Source organism: Streptomyces sp. NPDC001544, from assembly GCF_042894285.1.
In the GTDB taxonomy this organism is placed as follows: domain Bacteria; phylum Actinomycetota; class Actinomycetes; order Streptomycetales; family Streptomycetaceae; genus Streptomyces.
Genome location: NZ_JBIAVN010000001.1, coordinates 686,310 through 707,839 on the forward strand (window position 1 = coordinate 686,310; position 21,530 = coordinate 707,839).

The 21,530-nt window shown below is 71.1% G+C and carries 21 protein-coding genes, 1 other RNA gene and 1 pseudogene; 12 read left to right on the top strand and 11 right to left on the bottom strand.

Going from position 1 to position 21,530, the window contains the following annotated elements; genetic code table 11:
* Positions 1-8 precede the first annotated feature (8 nt).
* The 3 genes and pseudogenes from ACFY0F_RS03065 (at position 9) to rnpB (ending at position 1,780) form a co-directional block, all read left to right on the top strand.
* On the top strand, positions 9-938 hold the full coding sequence (locus tag ACFY0F_RS03065; RefSeq protein WP_388787976.1) for a DMT family transporter: 930 nt from the start codon (positions 9-11) through the stop codon (positions 936-938).
* Positions 939-1,043: 105 nt separating this feature from the next.
* Positions 1,044-1,313 (top strand): annotated as a pseudogene (locus ACFY0F_RS03070) (Uma2 family endonuclease); the annotation flags it as partial.
* A 65-nt stretch (positions 1,314-1,378) separates the two neighbouring features.
* An RNA gene (rnpB, locus tag ACFY0F_RS03075) (RNase P RNA component class A) lies at positions 1,379-1,780 on the top strand.
* A gap of 71 nt (positions 1,781-1,851) precedes the next feature.
* On the opposite strand, the gene ACFY0F_RS03080 is transcribed toward rnpB, so the two are convergent.
* The 3 genes from ACFY0F_RS03080 to ACFY0F_RS03090 all read right to left on the bottom strand — a co-directional run bounded on the left by ACFY0F_RS03080 (position 1,852) and on the right by ACFY0F_RS03090 (position 5,134).
* On the bottom strand, positions 1,852-2,982 hold the full coding sequence (locus ACFY0F_RS03080; protein WP_388787979.1) for a cellulose binding domain-containing protein: 1,131 nt from the start codon (positions 2,980-2,982) through the stop codon (positions 1,852-1,854).
* Between the two features lie 371 nt (positions 2,983-3,353).
* The gene (locus tag ACFY0F_RS03085) at positions 3,354-4,016 is read right to left on the bottom strand and encodes a response regulator (protein WP_388787982.1); all 663 of its coding nucleotides are present in this window, start codon (positions 4,014-4,016) and stop codon (positions 3,354-3,356) included.
* On the bottom strand, positions 4,013-5,134 hold the full coding sequence (locus tag ACFY0F_RS03090; protein WP_388787985.1) for a sensor histidine kinase: 1,122 nt from the start codon (positions 5,132-5,134) through the stop codon (positions 4,013-4,015). Before ACFY0F_RS03090 ends, ACFY0F_RS03085 begins: the two co-directional genes overlap by 4 nt.
* A gap of 263 nt (positions 5,135-5,397) precedes the next feature.
* Between ACFY0F_RS03090 and ACFY0F_RS03095 the strand changes: the two genes are divergently transcribed.
* Together ACFY0F_RS03095 and ACFY0F_RS03100 are read left to right on the top strand one after the other, a co-directional pair.
* Entirely contained in the window at positions 5,398-6,315 is a 918-nt protein-coding gene (locus tag ACFY0F_RS03095) for an ATP-binding cassette domain-containing protein (RefSeq protein WP_388787988.1), read from the top strand.
* Positions 6,315-7,139: an ABC transporter permease gene (locus ACFY0F_RS03100; RefSeq protein ID WP_388787990.1), complete on the top strand. Its 825-nt coding sequence runs from the start codon at positions 6,315-6,317 to the stop codon at positions 7,137-7,139. The genes ACFY0F_RS03095 and ACFY0F_RS03100 overlap by 1 nt, the downstream gene beginning before the upstream one ends.
* A gap of 983 nt (positions 7,140-8,122) precedes the next feature.
* Here ACFY0F_RS03100 and ACFY0F_RS03105 read toward each other — a convergent pair.
* Genes ACFY0F_RS03105 through ACFY0F_RS03115 form a run of 3 tightly spaced genes read right to left on the bottom strand, consistent with a single transcriptional unit; the run spans position 8,123 to position 9,400 of the window.
* A complete protein-coding gene (locus ACFY0F_RS03105) occupies positions 8,123-8,344 on the bottom strand; it encodes a helix-turn-helix domain-containing protein (RefSeq protein WP_388787993.1) in 222 nt (73 codons plus the stop codon).
* Positions 8,344-8,835 (bottom strand): DUF2975 domain-containing protein, encoded by a 492-nt coding sequence (locus tag ACFY0F_RS03110; protein ID WP_388787996.1) that lies wholly within the window; start codon positions 8,833-8,835, stop codon positions 8,344-8,346. Before ACFY0F_RS03110 ends, ACFY0F_RS03105 begins: the two co-directional genes overlap by 1 nt.
* Before the next feature lie 19 nt (positions 8,836-8,854).
* Complete coding sequence (locus ACFY0F_RS03115) at positions 8,855-9,400, bottom strand: ATP-binding protein (RefSeq protein WP_388787999.1); 546 nt, start codon at positions 9,398-9,400, stop codon at positions 8,855-8,857.
* A gap of 95 nt (positions 9,401-9,495) precedes the next feature.
* Between ACFY0F_RS03115 and ACFY0F_RS03120 the strand changes: the two genes are divergently transcribed.
* Positions 9,496-10,290: a Scr1 family TA system antitoxin-like transcriptional regulator gene (locus tag ACFY0F_RS03120; RefSeq protein ID WP_388788002.1), complete on the top strand. Its 795-nt coding sequence runs from the start codon at positions 9,496-9,498 to the stop codon at positions 10,288-10,290.
* Positions 10,283-10,504, top strand: coding sequence for a DUF397 domain-containing protein (locus tag ACFY0F_RS03125; RefSeq protein WP_388788005.1), 222 nt, complete (start codon positions 10,283-10,285; stop codon positions 10,502-10,504). Before ACFY0F_RS03120 ends, ACFY0F_RS03125 begins: the two co-directional genes overlap by 8 nt.
* Positions 10,505-10,507: 3 nt before the next feature.
* Here ACFY0F_RS03125 and ACFY0F_RS03130 read toward each other — a convergent pair whose 3' ends face one another.
* Complete coding sequence (locus ACFY0F_RS03130) at positions 10,508-10,855, bottom strand: MazG-like family protein (protein ID WP_388788008.1); 348 nt, start codon at positions 10,853-10,855, stop codon at positions 10,508-10,510.
* Between the two features lie 30 nt (positions 10,856-10,885).
* Positions 10,886-11,437: a DoxX family protein gene (locus tag ACFY0F_RS03135; protein ID WP_388788010.1), complete on the bottom strand. Its 552-nt coding sequence runs from the start codon at positions 11,435-11,437 to the stop codon at positions 10,886-10,888.
* Between the two features lie 130 nt (positions 11,438-11,567).
* Between ACFY0F_RS03135 and ACFY0F_RS03140 the strand changes: the two genes are divergently transcribed.
* Entirely contained in the window at positions 11,568-12,554 is a 987-nt protein-coding gene (locus ACFY0F_RS03140) for an aldo/keto reductase (protein ID WP_388788014.1), read from the top strand.
* Between the two features lie 27 nt (positions 12,555-12,581).
* Here ACFY0F_RS03140 and ACFY0F_RS03145 read toward each other — a convergent pair whose 3' ends face one another.
* Positions 12,582-13,268, bottom strand: coding sequence for an ABC transporter ATP-binding protein (locus tag ACFY0F_RS03145; protein WP_388788016.1), 687 nt, complete (start codon positions 13,266-13,268; stop codon positions 12,582-12,584).
* Positions 13,269-13,316: 48 nt separating this feature from the next.
* Positions 13,317-14,795 carry an ABC transporter permease gene (locus ACFY0F_RS03150; protein ID WP_388788019.1) on the bottom strand — a complete coding sequence of 493 codons (1,479 nt, stop codon included), beginning with the start codon at positions 14,793-14,795 and terminating at the stop codon, positions 13,317-13,319.
* A gap of 124 nt (positions 14,796-14,919) precedes the next feature.
* Between ACFY0F_RS03150 and ACFY0F_RS03155 the strand changes: the two genes are divergently transcribed.
* Positions 14,920-16,227 (top strand): D-alanyl-D-alanine carboxypeptidase family protein, encoded by a 1,308-nt coding sequence (locus tag ACFY0F_RS03155; protein WP_388788022.1) that lies wholly within the window; start codon positions 14,920-14,922, stop codon positions 16,225-16,227.
* 711 nt (positions 16,228-16,938) lie between these two features.
* Here ACFY0F_RS03155 and ACFY0F_RS03160 read toward each other — a convergent pair.
* Positions 16,939-17,976: a Gfo/Idh/MocA family protein gene (locus tag ACFY0F_RS03160; protein WP_388788025.1), complete on the bottom strand. Its 1,038-nt coding sequence runs from the start codon at positions 17,974-17,976 to the stop codon at positions 16,939-16,941.
* 97 nt (positions 17,977-18,073) lie between these two features.
* On the opposite strand from ACFY0F_RS03160, the gene ACFY0F_RS03165 reads away from it, so the two are divergent.
* The 3 genes from ACFY0F_RS03165 to ACFY0F_RS03175 are packed head-to-tail and all read left to right on the top strand — an operon-like array spanning position 18,074 to position 21,510.
* On the top strand, positions 18,074-19,369 hold the full coding sequence (locus tag ACFY0F_RS03165) for a multidrug effflux MFS transporter (RefSeq protein WP_388788028.1): 1,296 nt from the start codon (positions 18,074-18,076) through the stop codon (positions 19,367-19,369).
* On the top strand, positions 19,321-20,496 hold the full coding sequence (locus ACFY0F_RS03170; RefSeq protein WP_388788030.1) for a serine hydrolase domain-containing protein: 1,176 nt from the start codon (positions 19,321-19,323) through the stop codon (positions 20,494-20,496). Before ACFY0F_RS03165 ends, ACFY0F_RS03170 begins: the two co-directional genes overlap by 49 nt.
* 12 nt (positions 20,497-20,508) lie before the next feature.
* Entirely contained in the window at positions 20,509-21,510 is a 1,002-nt protein-coding gene (locus tag ACFY0F_RS03175) for a small ribosomal subunit Rsm22 family protein (protein WP_388788033.1), read from the top strand.
* Positions 21,511-21,530: the final 20 nt, after the last annotated feature.

Below are 21,530 nucleotides of genomic sequence, written 5' to 3' on the forward strand. Positions count from 1 at the left end.
CTGACGGCATGACTGCACGCGGCTGGTTCCTGTTCTCCCTCATGGGAGTGATCTGGGGTATCCCCTACCTGATGATCAAAGTGGCGGTGGACGCGGTGTCCCCGACCATGGTGGTGTTCACACGGTGCGCGCTCGGCGCCGCCCTCCTGCTCCCCTTCGCCCTGCGGCAGAAGGGCCTGATCCGCAACGTACGGGACCACTGGCGGCCCATGCTGGCCTTCGCGTGCCTGGAGATCGTCGGTCCCTGGCTCACCCTCACCGACGCCGAACGGCACCTCTCCAGCTCCACGGCCGGCCTGCTGATCGCGGGCGTCCCCATCGCCGGAGTGATCGCGGCCCGGCTCTTCGGCGACACCGAACGGCTGAGCGCGCGACGGCTCGCCGGCCTCGGCGTCGGCCTCGCCGGGGTCGCCGTGCTCACCGTCCCGCACCTGACCGGCGGCGACGCCCGCTCCCTGGCCGAGGTCCTGGTCACGGTCCTCGGCTACGCGACAGCACCCCTGATAGCCGCACGCCGCATGAAGGACGTCCCCACCCTCCACCTCATCACCCCCTGCCTGGCCCTCACCGCCCTCCTCTACGCCCCCGCCGCCGCGGCCACCTGGCCCTCCACCGTCCCCTCCGGCCAGGTCCTCACCGCCCTCGCCGGCCTCGGCGCCATCTGCACGGCGGTCGCCTTCGTCGCCTTCCTGGAGCTGATCAAGGAGGTCGGCCCGGTCCGGTCCTCGGTGATCACGTACGTCAACCCGGCGGTGGCGGTGGCGGCCGGCTCGGTCTTCCTCGGCGAGCCGCTGACCCCCACCATCGGGGTGGCCTTCGCGCTGATCCTGGCGGGATCGGTCCTTGCCACGGCGGCCGGCACGCGCCCGCGCAAGGCCCCGGTGACCGGGGCGGCACCGCAGCCCAGCAGGGCGGACGGGTGGGTGGAGTCGGCCTGACGCGGTCGCGTTCCTGTGCCACGATCGAGGGAACGGTTCCCGATCTCATGGACAGGTGATCTTGAGATGAACCAGTCTGGCGACCGGCCGAAGGAGGGGCGTGACATGGCTGCCGTGGCCCATGAGCCCACCACGCCGGCCGAGGGCCTGCTGGACATCTTCCTGTCCCTCGACACCCCGGAGGGCTTCCGAGCCGAACTGATCGAGGGGGGGATCGTCGTGACGCCGCCCCCGGACGGGGACCATGAGAAGTACATCAGCCGGGTGGTAAGGCAAGTGATCAAGCGGTCCCGGGTCGACATGGACTTCTCGGGGAACAAGGGGCTGAAACTGACCAGTGGGGGCGCGTGTCCGAAGAACCAACCGGACACCACGGACTTCCTCTGACCCTCAGGAACAGAACCACCCGCCCCGCCCGGTACCATGGTCCACACGGCAGACGAGCCGGGCGGACGGCCGCGTGGAGCCCCCAGGGGCTTCCCGAGGAACGTCCGGGCTCCACAGGGCAGGGTGGTGGCTAACGGCCACCCGGGGTGACCCGCGGGACAGTGCCACAGAAAACAAACCGCCGGGGACCTCGGTCCTCGGTAAGGGTGAAACGGTGGTGTAAGAGACCACCAGTGCCCAGGGTGACCTGGGCAGCTAGGTAAACCCCACCCGGAGCAAGGTCAAGAGGGGCGCTGTAAAAGGCGCTCTGCGCGGACGTTCGAGGGCTGCCCGCCCGAGTCCGCGGGTAGACCGCACGAGACCGGTGGCAACACCGGCCCTAGATGGATGGCCGTCGCCGGAGGGCCCGCGAGGACCCCCCGGAACAGAACCCGGCGTACAGCCCGACTCGTCTGCCGCCACCCGTCGGGAGTGGAGCCGGGCCGGACGCTGCCCCACTCCGACGGCGTCGCGTTCTACGGTCAGGTCACGCCCTGGTGCAGGCGGCCCCGTTCAGGCTGAACCCGCTCGGCGTGGCGAAGGTGCCGCTGTAGGTGCCCTGGAAGCCGAACGTCTGGCTGCCGGCCGGGGGGATGTCGGCGTTGTGCGACAGGCCGCTCGCCGTGACGGATCCCGAGGACGGGGAGACGGAGGCGTTCCAGGCGCTGGTGATGCGCTGGCCCGAGGGCAGGGTGAAGGCGAGGTGCCAGCCGTCGACGGGTGCCGAACCGGTGTTGCCGACGGTGACGTTCGCGGTGAAGCCCCCCTCCCACACGTTCGTGGCGTACGACACCTGGCAGCTCGTGGAACCGCCCGGGCCACCGGGGCCGGGGCCACCACCCGTGTTGACGGTCGACGAGAACGAGTTCACGGCGAGGCCGGTGCCGTTCTGCCACGGCTCGAAACCGGCCTGAACGCTGGTCAGGTACCAGCTGTTCTGGGCCAGCCCGCGGGCCACGGCCTGCCGGACGAAGTCCATCACGTCGAAGCTCCACCCGCTCATCGCCGACGGGGCGACGAAGGACAGCACGTCGTTGGTGCCGTTGTTGCCCGACCACAGCTGCCAGGAGCGTCCGCCCACGGTGGCCGAGCCGACCTGGGAGCCGACGGGCTGGATCGGGCCCACCTTGTTGAGCCAGATCATGATCTCGGTCCGGTTCACGCCGTCGGTGCGCGGTGTCGGGTCCAGCCAGATGTCGTACGCCGCGTCGTACACGGCATCGCCGACGTAGCCGTACGAGATGCTGCTCGGCGCGCTGGAGATACCGGAGAGCTGTGCGGGGAGGTTGGTTCCCGGCGAGCAGTTGGTGTAATGGCAGCCGAAGAAGAGGGACGGGTAGGACTTCGGCGCGCCGTTCGTCGGCACGGAACCATCGGCCCGGCTGACCCGGAAACCGGAGCCGGTGGCGGTGACGCACTGGGTCTGGCTGGTGTTCCAGCGGTTGTTCTGGACGACGTATCGCCCCTGGACGACGGTCGAGCCGAACTGATCGCAGACCGTGGTGTCGGCCTGGGCGGACGGGGTCGCGGCGAAGAGCGCCGCGACGGTGGCGAGCGCGGTGAGGAGCGCGCCCAACGTGCCGCGCACGGTACGCGGGAGGTGCGGTAACGGTCGCATACGGGCCTCTTTCGGCGGTATGTCCGGAGTGGGGGGTGGAGCGCTCCCACCTCCCCATATGGGAGCGCTCCCATACTCAGGTGGGACTGTAGGGCGCGCGCATGTCCCTGACAACCCTGTGGCGGGTGTTGAGTGAACCGGTCACAGCTTCACGGCCTCGGCCCCGGCCGCGGGTGTCCTGCGGCCGTTGCGCGACCCGGATGCCGTCAACCTCGACGATGACGACGACGGAGAGGACTGAGCCAGCCCGTGACCGGTCAGTCCTGTGTACTGCCGCAGTGGAATGGCGTGGTAGGGGTCCTTCGGCGGCTCGTGCACGAGACATGAGCGACGGGGGTACTTCCGGCTTCACCATGGGGGCGGGGACGCCATCAGCGAGGCAGGGTGACGAGCCCCGTCTCATAGGCGGTGATGACGAGCTGGACCCGGTCCCGGGCGCCCAGTTTGGTGAGCAGCCGTGAAACGTGTGACTTGGCGGTGGCCACCGTGATGAAGAGGTCCTCGGCGATCTCGGTGTTCGACCTGCCGCGTCCCACCAAGGTCAGTACTTCCCGTTCCCGCTCGGTGATGCCCTCGACCGGCCCGGGGGAGCGCTCCGGGACAGCTGCGGGCCGCCTGATGAAGTCCGCGATCAGACGGCGCGTCACACCCGGCGCGATCAGCGCGTCACCAGAGGCGACCACGCGGATCGCCGCGAGGATGTCGTCCAGCGCCATGTCTTTCACCACGAAGCCGCTCGCGCCGGCCCGGAGCGCGCCGTAGACATGGTCGTCCTCGTCGAAGGTGGTCAGGACGAGGACGCGTGTGCTTGCCGAACCGGCGGTGATCAGGCGGGTGGCCTCGATCCCGTCCATGCCGGGCATCCGGATGTCCATGACCACGACGTCGGGGCTGACATCCCTGACCAGTTGGACGGCCTCAGCGCCAGTGGCGGCTTCACCGACGACCTCCAGATCGGGGCAATCGGCCATGATCACGCGTAGACCGGACCGAACCAACGGCTGGTCGTCGGCGAGCACCACACGGACGGTCATCGGGCCTCCACCGGAACTTCGACGGACGCGGGCAGCGGCAGCCGGGCCGCCACCCGGAAGCCGCCCCCAGCGCGCGGCCCGGCGCTGAGGTGACCGTCCAGCAGGCCGACTCGTTCCCGCATCCCGATGAGGCCGAAGCCGTGGGCCGAGCCGTCCTCGGTGGCGCCGCGCCCGTTGTCGACGACCTCCACGGACAGCTCCTCGCCTCTGTAGTCGATGATCACCCGGCAACGCTCGGTGCCCGCGTGTCGGACCACGTTGGTCAGCGCCTCCTGCACGATGCGGTAGGCGGCCAGGTCGATGTCGGCCGGCACGGGACGCTGCTCCCCGGTGCAGCGCACGTCGACGCGTACCCCTGCGCCCGCGGTCGCTGCCGCCAACCGTTCGATGTCCGCCAGCCCCGGCGTGGGTGCGAGCGGTGACTGCTCCGAGGCGGTCGTGCCCCGGTCGGCCTGACGGAGCGACACCAGCGTGCGCCGAAGGCCCGACAGGGTCTCTCTGCTGGTGGCCTCGATGGCGCGGAGGGCATCGCGCGCCTCGGCCGGCTGGGTGTGGATGACCCGGCTGCCCATACCGGCCTGGATCGCGATGATGCCGATGCTGTGAGCGACCATGTCGTGCAACTCCATTGCGATCAGCAGCCGTTCGGCAGTCACTGCCTCGGCCACCTCCTGCGCCCGCAGCGCCACCGCGTGCTCTCGGCGCTCGCGGCTCAGCAGACCGGCCATGCAGGATGCGGCCAACGCCGGAAGGGCGACAGCCCCGTTGACGGCCAGACCGTCCCCGTGCGCGAAGCTGCCGATCACCACGAGTTGCACCGTGAAAGACACGGCCACAGCAACAGTCGAAGCGCGCCGTGTGCAAGTGGCGACGATGAAGCCCAGCACGAGGTCCACCGCCAGATACGACAGGAACTGGCCCTGATATGACGCCGCCCGGCTCTCATGGGCGGAACTCGGAGGGCCCACCACCACAGCCGTGGATCCGAAGAGTGTGATTGCCAGAGTCAGCAGCGGCATCCGGCGCACCACACCGACGAGCAGGCTCACGGCCAGCAGCGCCCCGACACCGTGGACCGTGCCCGACGCCCGCGGTGCGGCCCCCACCAGCAGACCCACCACGAGGAGGTAGGAGGCACCCCCCGCCCAGGCCACGGCCTTGGTTCCCGTCATCGGCGGTGCCCCCTCCCGGGAACAAAGCCGAGGTGCGCGACGCGCGTAGGCAACGGAATGGTCGTCATGGGGTTCACGCCGCGACACTAACCCGACCACCAACAGCGCGGCATCAGCCCGGGGACGTACGCCCACGGTTCAATCCGGCCGCACGATTGCCGCCCACGGCCCCATGCCCGGACGGGGCTCCTCCCGGCAGTGTGGGTGCCGTGATCGAAGTCAGCGAACTCACCAAGCGCTACGGCGGAAAGACGGCCGTCGACCATCTGTCCTTCACCGTGTTGCCGGGCCAGGTCACCGGATTCCTCGGCCCCAACGGCGCCGGCAAGTCCACCACCCTGCGGATGATCCTCGGCCTGGAGGCGCCCACCACCGGCGGCGCCACCGTCAGCGGCGTTCCTTTCCGCCGCCACCCGCGCGGACTGCGACACGTCGGCGCCCTCCTCGACGCCGGACAGATCCACGGCGGACGCAGTGCCGCCGCCCACCTGTCCGCTCTGGCCCGCAGCAACGGCATCCCACGGCGCAGGGTGGAAGAGGTGCTTCAGGAAGTGGGGCTGGCCGAGGTGGCGAACCACCGCATCGGCGGATTCTCCCTCGGCATGAAGCAGCGCCTCGGCATCGCCACCGCCTTGCTCGGTGACCCGCCCGTGCTCATGTTCGACGAGCCGGTCAACGGCATGGACCCGGAGGGCGTGCTCTGGGTACGCCGGCTCTTCCGGCGCCTGGCCGCCGAGGGACGCACGGTCTTCCTCTCCAGCCACCTGATGTCGGAGATGGAGAACACCGCCGACCAACTGGTCGTCATCGGCCGGGGCCGCCTCATAGCCGCCGAGTCGGTACGGGACTTCGCGGCCCGCAGCACCCGTAGCAGCGTTGTGGTGGGGACACCGCAGGCCACCGAGCTGGCAGCGGTGCTCACCAAGGCGGGCGCCTCGGTCGAGCCGGAAGGCTCGGCGGGTACCGAGAAGCTCTCCGTGACCGGGCTCTCGGCGGCTCGGATCGGCGCGCTCGCCTTCGAGAACCGCATCCGGCTGGACCAGCTGACCACCCGTACCGCCTCACTGGAGGCCGCCTTCATGGAACTCACCGCCGACAGCACCGAATACCTGGCAGGACAGCCCTGATGACCACCATCGCCTCCGTCCCCCGGACCACCCCCGCCGCCGCGCCGCCCGCCCGCTTCCGCGACCTGCTCGCCTCCGAGTGGATCAAGACGCGGTCCCTGCGCTCCACCCCGTGGACGATCGGCCTCACCCTCCTGTTCGTCCTCGGGTCCGCCGTCGTGGCCACGCTGGCGGACAAGGCCGCGGGCTCCGGCCCCGCTGAGTTCCTGCCCTTCGACGCATACCCGGCGGCCGGCTACTGGACGCTGACGCTCGTCGCCAGCAGCATGGGCGCCCTCACCGTCGTGAGCGAGTACAGCAGCGGGCTGATCCGCACCACCACCGTGGCCGTCCCGGCCCGCGGCTCGGTCGTGCTGGCCAAGGCGACCGTCACCGCCGCACTGTGGACCGTGGTCGGCACGGCCGCCTCCACCGGTTCCTTCCTGATCTCCCAGGCCATCCTGGACAGGCATCACGCCGGCGTTCCGATGACCCACCCCGGGGTGTTCCGGGCACTGGTGGCCTCCGCACTGCTGGCTCCGGTCTCCGCCCTGGTCGGTCTGGGCCTCGGCGTTCTGCTTCGGCATGCCGCCGGGACCATGGTCACCAGCGTCTTCACCCTGCTGATGCTGCCCCCCATGTTCTCGGAGACCAACCGCTGGTCGGCGGACATCAAACACACACTGGTGTCGGCCGCCTGGAATCGCCTGGTCGAACCCTGGGAGCCGGACCCCGGATCCCTGGCCTACACCGCCACGGTCCCCGGCTCCTGGCTCGTGTACACACTCTGGCCGCTGATCACGGTTGCACTCGCCGTTCTCGTCGTGAGGCGCCGCGACGTGTGAGTGTGCCCCCAGGGGCGAGGTTCCGGCAGCTCGTCGCAGCGTCGACATGTACTCCTGCGGCGTCTACACCATCCCGTGGACCGGTCCGGGCTCGTGGGACAACAGCCAGACCAGCGGCACCCGTGCGCGCATGTACAGACCCAACGGCACTCTCCTCTACACCACGCCTGCGGCACACAGCTATGACGTCGTGGGCGACTGGACGTACGTCCGCACTGTCCGCAACTGCTGACTCCACGCCATCCACCTGCGGGGGGAACGCGGCCGGCCGCCCAGTGTGGCCGGCCGCGCGATGGCGGGTGGCACGCTCCGGCGAGGCGGGGCATCGTAGGGGAAGCGGCGATCGGGCGGACGCCTTCCGCCGCCGGACGTGCCCTGAGTGGGCGGGACTGGTGGACAACAGGAGGCGATTGGCGCCCACCGTGCCGCGGACCGCCCGACGGACCGACCCCGAGCGACCAGGACGAGGGCCCGACACATGCTGCTGGCCGAGCACGCGCTCGTCGAACTCAGGTTGCGCGGACAGCAGGCACAGGCCGCCGTGACAGTCTTCGCCGACGAGGCCCGCCGCCGCTCCGCAGCCGGCCTCGGGGCCGTCGACAGCCGGACGCTCCTCACCGTCCTCCATGACCTGCCCGTTGATCTGCCGGTACCGCAGTCCTCGCTCGATGCTCACGCTCTGCGGACGCTGCACACTGCGCCGCCCGGCGTCGTGGACCTGAGAGAGGATGAACAGGGTGTCGTTGCTTGGAGAACCCGGCGTACAGCCCGACTCGTCTTCCGCCACCTGCGGCTTTGCCTTAGGGCATCTGACCTGCGTCGGAGGTCCTTTCCGATGCTGCACGGCCTTGCCGAGTCCGGCAGCGGGAAGTCCCCCGGGAGTCCGCCCGCGCGGATCTCGTGGGTCGGGCAGCCCGGCCAGCCGCATCAGCAGGTACGGCTCCGGGATGCTCGCGGAGTCGGCCGAAGCTCGCAGGCACGGCTCATCCGCCCGCGACGTCCTCGGCCTCCCAGCGCAGCAGGTCGCCCGGCTGGCACTCGAGCACGTCGCAGAGTGCGGCGAGCGTCACGAAGCGGACCGCCTTGGCTCGGCCGTTCTTGAGTACCGCCAGGTTGGCGGGCGTGATCCCGATGCGTTCCGCGAGCTCGCCGACGGACATCTTGCGTCTGGCCAGCATCACGTCGATGTCGACGACGATCGGCATCAGATCACCTCGTCCAACTCGGCCTTCATCTGGGCCGCTTCGACGTCGCGTGCGACGGCCTGGGCGAGCAGCATTCGCAGCACGAGCACGATGAGTGCGACCCCCAGGATGGCCAGGCCGATCCCTCCCATGATGACGGTGACGCCCGGGTCGGCCCGCTGCCCCGGCGCATTGACGGCCGTGACCGCGAACCACAGGAGGGCAGCCGCCGTGATCGCGCCGATCACCCCGTCCACGTACCGGAAGGCGGCGTGGGAGAACACGGTTCCCCGTCGCACCATCGCCACCAGCCGCCATACGCAGACCAGGGCGACCTGGGCCGACACCATGCCCAGGATCGTGATCACGCGGAATGCGGTCAGTGGAAGCGACCCGTCCTCCGGGTCCCTCCCGCCGGCCAACGTCCACACCATCGCTGCCTGTACGAACACGGTGCCGACGAGCACCACCACGAGCACGGCGCGCAACGCACGCACTGTCATCTTTCCCATGACCCGACCTTCTAACGAATTACGATGGGAATCTATCGAGTTTCGATAGGTTAGGCAAGAGTCGAGGGAACTCGCCGGATACCTCTGCCCATACGGTCTTCACGAACTCACTGCGCGGTTCGCAGCCCCAGCGAGTGGCGAAGGCGTCGACCAGGAGCAGGCCCCGACCGCTTGTTGCCATGTCGGGCGGTGGCGATGTGGCAGGGGCTGTGGTGTCGGGCAGTGTGGGCAGCCGGTCCGGACGGGTGTCGCTCACCTCGATGCGGGCGTGGGTGGGGGTGAGGTGGAGGCGTACCTCGAAGTCCCGGCCGGGTGTACGGCCGTGCGTGACGGCGTTCGCGGCGAGCTCGGCGGTGATGGCGAGGAGGGCGCGCGTGACCGGGCTTGTGCGCGGGAGGCCCCAGTCCTCGAGCTGCTGCTCCACGAGGAGACGGGCGAGGCGGGCGCCCCGGCGTGTGGAGCTGAGCTGGATTCTGAAGTGGGGGGCGGGGGAGGGAGTGGCTGTGGGGGATGGCAGCACTTTGTCGAACTCCGCGTGGGTGCTTGGGTGGCAACAGCAGGACACCGCTGTGTAGCGATCTGCTCACAGAGTGAGACGAAGCGGGTTACCCTCGCCAGGGGGCAGCAGGTGACAAGTCCTCCGTCACATGGGAGACGACGTTGAGTAACATCTACGGGGACTGGTTGAAGGCTCAGCGCGAGGCGGCCGGGCTGACGCAGCAGGAGTTGGCGAACCAGGCGATCATGACCCGTTCGCACATCGCGCACATCGAGGCCGGCCGCCGTATCCCGTCCAAGGAGGACGCGCGACGGCTGGACAGGGCGCTGAACACCGGGGATGTGCTGAGCAGTTTCCTGCCGGATGAGAGTGCGGCCGTTGCGGAGTACTTCGAGGCGGCTCGGCAGCTCGAACAGCAGGCGGTGATGATCAGGGAGTTCGCCTTGTCGTTCGTCCCTGGCATTCTCCAGACGAAGAGGTATGCACGCGAGGTTCTGGCCACGTCTTTCCCTCCAGTGAGTGAAGAGGAATGTGACAGGCTCGTTGTCACACGGCTTGAGCGCGCGCGGGTTCTGGACCATCCGGTGCGCCCGGTCGTCTGGGCCATCCTCGATGAGGCGGTGCTGCGGCGCGTAGTCGGCGGCCCCGACGTCATGGCCGAACAGATCCTCCATATCGTCCGGCTTGCGGAAAAGGGGCGCGTACGCGTCTATGTGCTGCCCTTTGGACTCGGGGTTCACCCGCTCATGCAGAGCATGCTCACCTTGATGCGGTTCGAGGATCAGCCGCCGGTGGCGTATTCCGAAGGCATCCAAGTGGGGAAGGTGCACGACTCCCCAGGCGTGGTCGATCGACTCGAAGGCGCATACGATCTCGCGCTAGGTGATGCAATGCCGCTTAGGGAGTCCCTGGCTCTGATGCGGGCGACAGCAAAGGACTACGGAGACCGTGACTGAACACACCATCCCGGATGCTTCTTCGCTGGACGGCTGGCGCAAATCCACCTACAGCGGTAACGAAGGCGGCAGTTGCGTCGAAGTGCTCGACGGATACCCGGCCGGTGTCCCTGTCCGGGACTCCAAAGCTCCGCATGGCCCGGCGCTGGTCTTCTCGGCGTCCGGTTGGTCGGCGTTCATGGCGGCGGTGAAGACCAGCGACCTTCTGTTCTGAGGCTCAGGTCGGCGGTACGAGGCGTGGCGGAGCTGATCGCTCCGCCACCCTCGCCAGGTGCCCCGCGAAGACCTCCCGCGCCTCCGGCGTCAGCGTGCGCAGCGCCACGAGCGCCGTGATGACGACGTCGCACAGTTCCGCCTCGACGTCCTCCCACGTGTGGGTGACTCCCTTGCGCGGGTTCTGGCCCGTCGCGCCGATCACCGCCTGGGAGACCTCGCCGACCTCCTCCGACAGCTTCAGGACGCGCAGGAGGATGCCCTCGGTGCCGTCGTGGGTCCGGTTGGTGTCCAGCCAGGACGTCAGGGCGTCGATGGTGGGCCAGAGGGCCGCGTACTCGTCGTCGGTCATGCGGGCAGCCTGCCCCATGCCGGACCGGGCCTACTCTTCGAACAGCGGTTCCTGTTCGGCCTCGGCCTCCTTGGACTTCTGCAGGCGCTTGTTCCGTGCCCCGATGACCACCGCCGTCGCCGCCGCCGTGACGCCGAGGGCCGTCGGGACCATCCAGCCCCGGTTGACGCGGTGGCCGAGGGCGTGGTCGAGGGAGAGGCGGCCGGGGCCGGTGATGGCGAGGCCGGTGGCGGCCAGGGCCAGGCTGGCCGCGTACTCGTAGCCGCCCTCCTGGGCGAAGAAGCCGTTCGGCTTGTGCACCGCCGCAGCGCCCGTCATCGCGCCGGCAGCCGCCGCGCCGGCCGCAGGGGTCGCCAGGCCCAGCGCCAGCAGTGCGCCGCCGCCCGTCTCGGCCAGGCCCGCCGCCGTCGCGCTCGCCTTGCCGGGGGAGTAGCCGACGGACTCCATGAACTTGCCGGTCCCTTCCAGGCCGTGTCCGCCGAACCAGCCGAACAGTTTCTGCGCGCCGTGCGCCGCCAGCACTCCGCCGGTTCCCAGCCGGAGCAGCAGCAGGCCCAGATCGCGTCGGTCGTAAGAGGTCACGGTTGCTCCCCAGGCGAGAAGTCGACAGGAACGGTCATTGCACGCGTTTCCAGCGTCGCACCGTCCACACCTGAAACAACCGCGGCAAGGGCTTGCCTTAGTGCGCGCTTCAACTTCTAGCGTCCTTGCCATGGAGAGCAACAGGACACTGGGACGCAGCGGTATACAGGTCAGCGCGCTCGGCTTCGGCTGCTGGGCCATCGGCGGGGAGTGGCAGGCCGCCGACGGGCAGCCGCTGGGGTGGGGGAAGGTGGACGACGAGGAGTCCGTACGGGCCGTGCACCGTGCCCTCGACCTCGGCGTCACCTTCTTCGACACCGCCGACACCTACGGCGCGGGGCACAGCGAGCGCGTACTGGGCCGCGCCCTCGGCAGGCGGCGGGCCGAGGTCGTCGTCGCCACCAAGTGGGGCAACGTCTTCGACGAGGAGACCCGGACCCTCACGGGCAGCGACGACTCCCCGGAGTACGCCCGCCGCGCGCTCACCGCCTCGCTGCGCCGCCTCGGCACCGACCACGTGGACCTCTACCAGCTCCACCTGTCGGACGCCGACCTCGGCCGGGCGGCCGAACTGCGGGACCTCTGCGAGGAGTTCGTCAAGGAGGGGCTCGTGCGCGCCTATGCGTGGAGCACCGACGACCCCGTACGCGCCGCCGTCTTCGCCGAAGGCGAGCACTGCACGGCCGTACAGCACGCGCTCAACGTCCTGCAGGACGCCCCGGAGATGGTCCGGCTGTGCGAGGAGTCGGGGCTCGCGAGCATCAACCGGAGCCCGCTCGCCATGGGCCTGCTCACCGGCAAGCACGCGCAGGGGGCCGCCCTGGAGTCCGGGGACATCCGCAGCCGGCCGCCCGCCTGGCTTCAGGGGTTCAGCGAGGGGTCCGGGGCCGATCCGCAGTGGGTAGCCCGGGTCGACGCCCTGAAGGACGTTCTCACCAGCGACGGTCGCACCCTTGCCCAGGGCGCCCTCGCCTGGCTGTGGGCGCGCAGCCCTCGTACGGTCCCCATTCCCGGCTTCCGCTCGGTCGCGCAGGCCGAACAGAACGCCGGTGCCCTCGCGAAGGGGCCGCTCACCGCCGCGCAACTGGCCGACGTCGACCGGATACTCGGGAGGTGAGCGGCGCCTCCCCGAGCGGACCCCGCCTCAGAAGCGCACGCTCTGCTCGGTCAGCGTGATCCGACCGGCCTTGATGGTGGCCACGCGTGGCGCCCGGCGGGCGATGGACGAGTCGTGGGTGACCAGGACGAACGTCAGCCCGTGCTCGCGCCACAGGCCCTCCAGCAGGGCCATGATGTCGTCGCGGGTGCCCTCGTCGAGGTTGCCGGTGGGCTCGTCGGCGAGCAGGACCTTCGGCCTCTTCACCAGCGCGCGGGCGATCGCGACGCGCTGCTGCTGGCCGCCGGACATCTCCGAGGGGACATGGGAGAGGCGCTCGCCGAGGCCTACGGAGCGCAGCGCCTCGGCCGCGCGCTCGCGGCGCTCGGCGGGCCTGACGCCGAGGGGGACCAGGGCGGTCTCGACGTTCTCCTGCGCGGTGAGCGTCGGGATGAGGTTGAACGCCTGGAAGATGATGCCGATCTTCTCGGCGCGCAGCCGGGTCAGCTTGGCCTCGCTGATGCGCGCGAGGTCCACGCCGTCCAGTTCGACACTGCCCTCGGTCGGGCGGTCCAGGCCGCCGATCATCTGCAGCAGCGTGGACTTGCCGCCGCCGGTGGGACCCTGGATGACGAGCTGGTCGCCGTCGGCGATCGTGAGGTCGACGCCGCGCAGCGCCTCCACCGTCTCCTTGCCGCGCGTGTAGCGCTTGGTGACGCCGGTGAGTCTGTACATGGGAACTCCGTAACGGGAAGACGGGAAGCGACGGGGAGCTGGAGAGGCTTACGAGACGCTGCGCAGGGCGTCCGCCGGGCGCATCCGGGAGGCCCGCCAGCCGCCCATGGCGCCGGCGACGAGGCCGCCGGTGACCGCCAGGCCCACCGCGAGCGCGATGGTGGTCACGGACACCGGGGCGGACAGCGCGATCTCCAGGGTGTTCGAGGAGGCCTGCCGGCCGGGGCCGCCGCCAGGTCCACCGCCGCCGGGGCCGCCCATGCCGCCGCCACCGCTGTTGCCGAGCTGCGCCGTCAGCATCGGGCTGATCGCGGTGACCGTGCAGGCGGCCGCGAGGCCGAGGGCGATGCCGAGGCCGCCGCCGATCAGGCCGTTGACCATGGACTCGCCGACCACCTGGCGGGTGACCCTGCGGCTCGGCCAGCCGAGCGCCTTCAGCGTGCCGAACTCACGCACGCGCCGGGACACGGCGGAGGAGGTGAGCAGCGCGGCCACCAGGAAGGCGGCGGCCAGCACCGCGATCGACAGCCACTTGCCGACGCCGGCGGCGAGGCTGGAGGCGGTGGAGAGCGAGCCGGAGACCGTGGAGGCCAGGTCGGACGAGGTGGTGACCGTCGTGCCGGAGATGTTGGCCTGGATCTCCTTCTTCACGGCGGAGATCTGCTGGGAGTCGGTCGCCTTGACGTAGATCGTGGTGACCTTGTTCTTGGCGTCGCCCAGCGTCTGCGCCTGCTTCAGCGGCAGGTACACGTCGATGGTGGACTCGCTGCTGTCCGGGGTGGCGATGCCGATGACCTTGTACTGGGTGCCGGAGATCTTGAAGGTCGACCCGACCTTGTACTTCTTCTCCTTGGCGTAGGACTTGCCGACCACCGCGACCTTGGCGTTCGTCTGCGCCGAGGCGAAGCTCCTGCCGGAGGTGATCTTCATCGCGGCGAGCGGGCCGAGGTCCTGGTGCGTGACGTCGACGCCGACCACGGAGTAACTGTTCACGTTGAAGTCGGCCCCGCCGCCCTGTATCTGCGGCTGACCGCTGCCGCCGCCGTTGGTGCCGCCGCCGGGACCGCCCTGCTGCTGGGACCCCGAGGAGCCGGAGGACGTCCGGGCCTTGCCCTGGGTGAAGGAGCCGTCGACCTTGGTGACGTTCAGGGACAAGGCGCCGACCGCGCTGTCCACACCCTTCTGCGAGGTGACCTTCTCCACCAGCGAGGACTTCAGGGCCTGGCCGCCCTGTGTCATCACCCGGTCGGAGCTCTGCGAGGTCTTGCCGCTGGACTTGGCGTCGAACTTGAAGTTCGGGCCCTGCCCCGAGCTGCCTGCCTTGGGTGCCGACCGGGCCTTGGTGACGGTCATGTCCGTTCCGAGGCCGTACAGCGATTTCAGGACTTTGTCCTGCGCCTGCTGCATGCCGGCCGACACCGAGTTGACGGTGATGACCAGCGCGATACCGAGCGCCAGACCCATCGCGATGACCAGAGCGGCCTTCTTGCGCCGACTCAGCTCGCGCTTGAGATAGATGCCAAACATCCCGTTCCTCTAGGTTCTTGGCGCCCGCTGTGGGCGCGGCGCCAAGCTATGGAGGAACCTTTGAGGGGACCTGGGTAAAACATGTGTCAGGGCTGAGAAAGCGGGTACAGGATCAGATTTTCCTATGGCTGCCGCGGTGTACGGTCCCGGGGTGCATGATTGTTCTCGGCTCAGTCGGCGTGCCCTCCTCGGTCTGACGGCCGCCGCCCTTCCCCTGTCGGCAGCCGGCCCCGCCTCCGCGGCGACGGCCATCGGCGGTGTGCGGCTGGCTCGCCCAGGGATCCAGGTGAGCGGCGCCACCGGGCTGCCCAGGAAACTGACCGCCCGCTCCTGGCTCGTCGCCGACCACGACACCGGCGAGGTGCTCGCCTCGTTCAACGCCCACCAGCGTCTCGCGCCCGCGTCCACGCTGAAGATGCTGTTCGCGGACACGGTGCTGAAGAAACTGGACCGCGGCATGGAGTACAAGGTCACCGACGCCGACCTGGCCGACGTCCCCGCCGGTTCCAGCCTGGTCGGCGTCAAGCCCGGCATCACCTACAGCGTCCACCAGCTCTGGCAGGGCGTGTTCCTGCGCTCCGGCAACGACGCGGTGCACGTCCTCGCCCACCTCAACGGCGGGCTGGCGAAAACGGTCGCCGAGATGCAGGCCAAGGCGGAGGACCTGCAGGCCCTGGACACCCATGTGGTCAGCCCCGACGGCTTCGACCACAAGGGCCAGCTCTCCTCGGCGTACGACCTCACCCTGTTCGCCCGACACGGGCTGAAGGACGGGGACTTCCGGGGCTACTGCGGCACGCGGACCGCCGACTTCCCGGCGGGCGGCAAGAAGACCTTCCAGATCCAGAACACCGACCGGCTGCTGACGGGGGCCTGGGGGCTGGACACCTACGACGGTCTCATCGGGGTGAAGAACGGCTACACCAGCCATGCCGGCAACACGTTCACCGGCGCGGCCGTGCGCGGCGGGCGCACCCTGCTCGTCACGGTGATGCACCCCAAGAGCGGGGGCAACGCCGTGTACGAGGAGACCGCCGCGCTGCTCGACTGGGGCTTCGGCGGCGGGCGTTCGGCGCAGCCGGTCGGCGCGCTGGTCGAGCCGCTCAGTGAGGGCGGCGCGAAGGCGGGCGCGGGCGCGAGCCCGGCTCCGAAGCGCAAGGGGGCCCAGGCAGCCGCCGGGGCGTCAGGGACGGCCTCGGGCGGCTCGTCGGCCTGGCGGCTGCTGGAAGGGGCCGGCGGCGCGGTCGCGTTGCTGGGCGCCGGCGCGTGGGCCCTGCGGCGGCGCAGGGCAGCCGCGGTCGCGGAGGGGGTGCCAGATGCGAGGGCCAAGCCCGGCGGGGAGGCCGGTCCGGACGCGAAGGCCGCACCCGGCGCGAAGGCCAAGCGTGATGCCGAGGCCGCGCCCGGCGCGAAGGCCGGCCCGGACGCGTAAGCCGAGCTCGGCGCCAAAGCCGAGCCCGGCATCAAGACCAAGCCCGGTGCGAAGGCTGCGCCGGACGCGAAGGCTGCGCCGGACGCGAAGGCTGCGCCGGACGCGAAGGCTGCGCCGGACGCGAAGGCTGCGCCGGACGCGAAGGCCGCGTCCGGCGCGAAGGCCAAGCGTGATGCCGAGGCCGCGTCCGGCGCGAAGGCCGGCCCGGACGCGTAAGCCGAGCTCGGCGCCAAAGCCGAGCCCGGCATCAAGGCCAAGCCCGACGCGAGGAGCAGGCCGGACACGGAGCAGCCTGGCTGAGCCCGGAGCGGGACATCCCCGTCTCGTCCGCCGGCCCGCACACACGGGCGGCGGGCAAGGGCCGTAGTGCGGCCCCACCCCGACAGCCCGGCAACACCGCGACCACACGCAACAGCCGCTCCGCAGCAGGCGGAACACGGCGGCCGACCCCCGGGTCTGCTCAAGCGGCAGCCGATCCACCCACCGGTGCGTACCCGCGCTCCGCGCGAGGTCCACCCCCAGCCCGGTGCGGTGGAACGGCTGCCGCCACCCCCCTCGGTGTGGCCGGCGGACACCAGAGCTCCCACCGTTCCAACTGTGAAGCTCTGGTGAAGGAAATTTGAGCATAGGGTCGCTATCGCCCGCAATAGCGCGGATGTTGCAATTCCGTTTGTGCGGGGCGAGGGGCGAGGGGTGACGGGGCGTCGGTGCTCAGCCCTGCTCCCCGAACGGCACCGCGGGAGCGTACGCAGCCTCCTCGCCGGGATAACGCACCCCGATCCGCTCCCGTATCGCGTCCAGCGTCCGCATCACCGCGAGCGTGCCGTCCAGCGGCACCAGCGGGGACTCCGTCTCGCCGGCCCGCAGCGCCCGCATGACCTCCTTGGCCTCGTGCCGCAAACTGTTGCGCGGTCCGTCGGCCGGGTCGGCGGCGAACTCCTCGGCAGCGCGGCCGTCGCGGTGCAGTACGAACCGGTCGGGGTGGAAGAAGCCGTCCGGGATGTCGATCCGGCCCTGGGAACCCGTCACCGACGCCGAGACGGACGTACCGCCTACGATCGAGCAGTGCACCGAGGCGAGCGCGCCGTCGCCGAAGGACAGCAGGGCGCCCGTCTGCAGGTCGACGCCCTCGGCGGACAGCGTGGCCCGCGCGGTCACGTCGGACGGCTCGCCGAGCAGCAGGTGCGCGAAGGAGACCGGATACACGCCGAGATCGAGCAGCGCGCCGCCGCCGAGCGCCGGGTCCCGCAGCCGGTGCGCGGGCGGAAAGGGCCCGGCGAGTCCGAAGTCGGCCTGCACGGTGCGTACTTCACCGATCGCCCCGTCGTCGACCAGCGCCTTCAGCCGCCGGACCAGCGGGTTGCAGTACATCCACATCGCCTCCATCAGGAAGCGACCGCGTTCCCGCGCCAGCCCGACCAGTTCCTCGGCCTCGCGCAGGTTCAGCGTGAACGGCTTCTCGCACAGCACGTTCCGCCCCGCCTCCAGGCACAGGCCGGCCGCCACCCGGTGCGCCGAGTGCGGGGTGGCGACGTACACGACATCGATGTCCCCGTCCTTCGCCAGCGACTCCCAGTCGCCGTACGCCCGCGGGATCCCGAACCGCTCCGCGAACGCCCGCGCCGACTCCTCGCTGCGGGAGGCGACCGCCACCAGCTCCGCGTCGGGCAGGTCCACCAGGTCCGCCGTGAACGCGGCGGCGATCCCGCCCGTGGCCAGGATTCCCCACCGCACGCTCTGCTCCGCCATCCCCACCCCTCGCTCATGTGATCCCCGGCACTGTGTACGACCGGTGTTCTCCGAGCTGAGAGCATAGGTGGCGGTCGGGTCGGAGAGGGAGGGGCACATGGGCGAGCACGCGACAGCGTCGACACCGGGGCTGGGGGAGGGGTCCGAGCCGCAGCAGCCGGCCGCCCCGGCCACGCACCGCGCCGGCCTCCTGCTCGTCCTCATCCTCGGCGGCCTCACCGCGACGCCCCCGCTGGCGATGGACATGTACCTCCCGTCCCTCCCGGCGGTCACCCGCTCCCTGCACGCACCCGCCGCGACCATCCAGCTCACGCTCACCGCCTGCCTGGCCGGGATGGCGCTCGGCCAACTCGTGGTCGGCCCGATGAGCGACCGGTGGGGCCGCAGGCGCCCCCTGCTCATCGGCCTCGCCGTCTACGTCGTGGCGACCGCCCTGTGCGCCGTCGCGCCCACCGTGGAGACCCTGGTCGCCTTCCGGCTGGCGCAGGGTCTCGCGGGCGCGGCCGGGATCGTCATCGCCCGGGCGGTCGTCCGGGACATGTACGACGGCGTGGCCATGGCCCGCTTCTTCTCGACCCTGATGCTGGTCTCCGGGGCGGCGCCCATCGTCGCGCCGCTGATCGGCGGACAGATCCTGCGGGTGACGGACTGGCGGGGCGTCTTCGTGGTCCTGACGCTGGTCGGGACCCTGCTGGGCGGCGTCGTCTGGTTCCGGCTGCCCGAGACCCTGCCGCCCGCCGAACGCCACAGCGGAGGCGTCGGCGCGGCGCTGCGCGGGATGCGCGCGCTGCTCGCCGACCTGCCCTTCACCGGCTACATGCTCGCGGGCGGCTTCGCCTTCGCCGCGCTCTTCGCCTACATATCCGCCTCGCCGTTCGTGATCCAGGAGATCTACGGCGCCTCCCCGCAGACCTTCAGCCTGCTGTTCGGCCTCAACTCCGTCGGCCTGGTCGTCGCCGGTCAGGTCAACGGCAAGATCCTGGTCGGCCGGGTCCGACTGGACCTGGTGCTCGCCGTCGGCCTGACCGTCACCACCCTGACCGCCACCGCGCTGCTGCTGATGTCCGCCGGCGCCTTCGGACACGTCGGCCTCGCCCCCGTCGCCGCCGCCCTGTTCGTGCTGATGTCCGCGATGGGCTTCACCCTGCCCAACGCCCAGTCCCTCGCCCTGCTGCGCACCCGGCACGCCGCCGGCTCCGCCTCCGCGCTGCTCGGCACGTCCTCCTTCCTCGTCGGAGCGGTCGCCTCGCCGCTCGTCGGCGTCGCCGGGGAGCACACCGCCGTACCGATGGCCGTCGTCCAGTTGGCGGGGGCACTGGTTGCGCTGGCGTGCTTCGTGGGAATGTGCCGACCCTGGAACAGGCGTACGAGGACGGAGGGAGCGGAGAGCTGAGCGCACCGAGACTGCGCGTCGACACCCCGGAACGGGCCGGGCTCGACCCCACGGAACTCGGCCATCTGGTCCGGGAGGTCCGCGACCTCACCACGGGCGAGCGCCCCTGGGCGGCGGGCGTCGTCGTGGTGGCCGGGCGCGGGCCGGTGATCGCCGTGCGGGAAGCGGCGGGCTGGGCGGTGCGGTACACCGCCTACGACCCGCAGAGCGACACGGGGGTGGAACCGCCGCGCGCCGCCCGGGTGCCGATGACCGTCGGCACCCCCTTCGACCTGGCCTCCCTCACCAAGCTGTTCACCTCGGTCGCCGCCGTCCAGCAGATCGAACGGGGCACCCTCGGCATCGACGCCCTGGTGGGCGCCTACCTCCCGGAGTTCCGGGCCGCCGCCGAGCACCGCATCACCGTACGGCAGCTGCTCACCCACACCTCCGGGCTGCGCCCCGAGCTGCCGCTGTACGAGTGCGCGGACGACACCGCGCGGCTGGCGCTGCTGCGGGCCGAGGCGCCGGTCGAGCCACCGGGGACCCACCTGTACTCCGACCTGAACATGCTGCTGCTGCAGTTCGTGCTGGAGCGCATCACCGGCCGCCCCCTCGACGTCCTGGTGCACGAGGGGATCACCCGGCCGCTCGGGATGACCGCGACCGCCTTCGGGCCGTGCCCGGACGCCGCGGCCACCGAGGACCAGCGGCGGCCGTGGGCCAAGGCGGACCGGGGGATGGTGCGGGGCGTCGTCCACGACGAGAACGCCTGGGCGCTGGGCGGGGTGGCCGGTCACGCGGGCCTGTTCGGCACGGCCACGGACCTGGCGGTCTTCTGCCGCACCCTCCTCGCGGGCGGCGCGTACGGCCCCGCGCGGATCCTCGGCCCCGACTTCGTGGAACTCCTGCTGACCCCGCCCGGCCTCGGCTTCGCCGTGGACCAGCCGTGGTTCATGGGCGGGCTGGCGGGCAGGGGAGCGGCCGGCCATACGGGCTTCACGGGGACGTCGCTGGTACTGGACCCGGCGACGGACACCTTCCTCGTGCTGCTGGCGAACACGGTGCACCCCCGACGACGGCCACCGGACAGCGCGCCCAGGGCGGCGGCGGCGACCCGTCTGGCGAGAGCGGTCCGGGACGCCTGAGAGAATCGGCGGGTGAACGCCCCCGCCTCCGCAGCCGACACCCTCCGCGCCACCCTCACCGGCCTGCTCGACGGACTCCCGCCCAAGCAGGCCGCCTCAGCCGTGGAACGGCTGATCGCCACCTACCGGGGAGACACCCCGACCGACGCGCCGATCCTCCGGGACCGCGCCGACGTCGCCGCGTACGCCGCCTACCGGATGCCGGCCACCTTCGAGGCGGTGCGCGCGGCGCTGGCGGCGTTCGCGGACGCCGTACCGGGGTGGACGCCGGGCAGCCACATCGACGTCGGCGGCGGGACCGGCGCGGCCACCTGGGCGGTCACCGCCACCTGGGCGGGGACCCGGCCGGTGACCGTACTGGACTGGGCCGCGCCCGCCCTCGCCCTCGGCGAGGAGCTCGCCGCCGCCCACCCGGAACTCGGGGACGCCCGCTGGCAGCGCGCCCGCATCGGCGCCGCCCTCACCCTCGACCCGGCCGACCTGGTCACCGTCTCCTACGTCCTCAACGAACTCACCGAGCCCGACCGCACCGCCCTCGTCGACGCCGCCGCGCGGTCCGCCCAGGCCGTCGTGATCGTCGAGGCGGGCACCCCGGCCGGCCACGCCCGGGTCATCGAGGCCCGCGACCGCCTCGTCGAGGCCGGCTTCCGCGTCGCCGCGCCCTGCCCGCACAGCGCCGCCTGCCCCCTCGCCCCCGGCACGGACTGGTGCCACTTCTCCGCGCGGGTCAGCCGCTCCTCCCTGCACCGGCAGGTCAAGGGCGGCTCGCTGGCCTACGAGGACGAGAAGTTCAGCTACGTCGCCGCCACCCGCCTCCCGGCCACCCCCGCGCCCGCGCGGGTCGTCCGGCGCCCGCAGATCCGCAAGGGGCAGGTCCTCCTCGACCTGTGCGAGGCCGACGAGCACAAGCGCCGCACCACGGTCACCAAACGCCACGGCGACCTGTACCGGGCGGCCCGGGACGCGGACTGGGGCGACGCGTGGCCGCCGGCACCGGAGCCGGGACGTTCCTGACACCGGGTCACGGCCCGGGT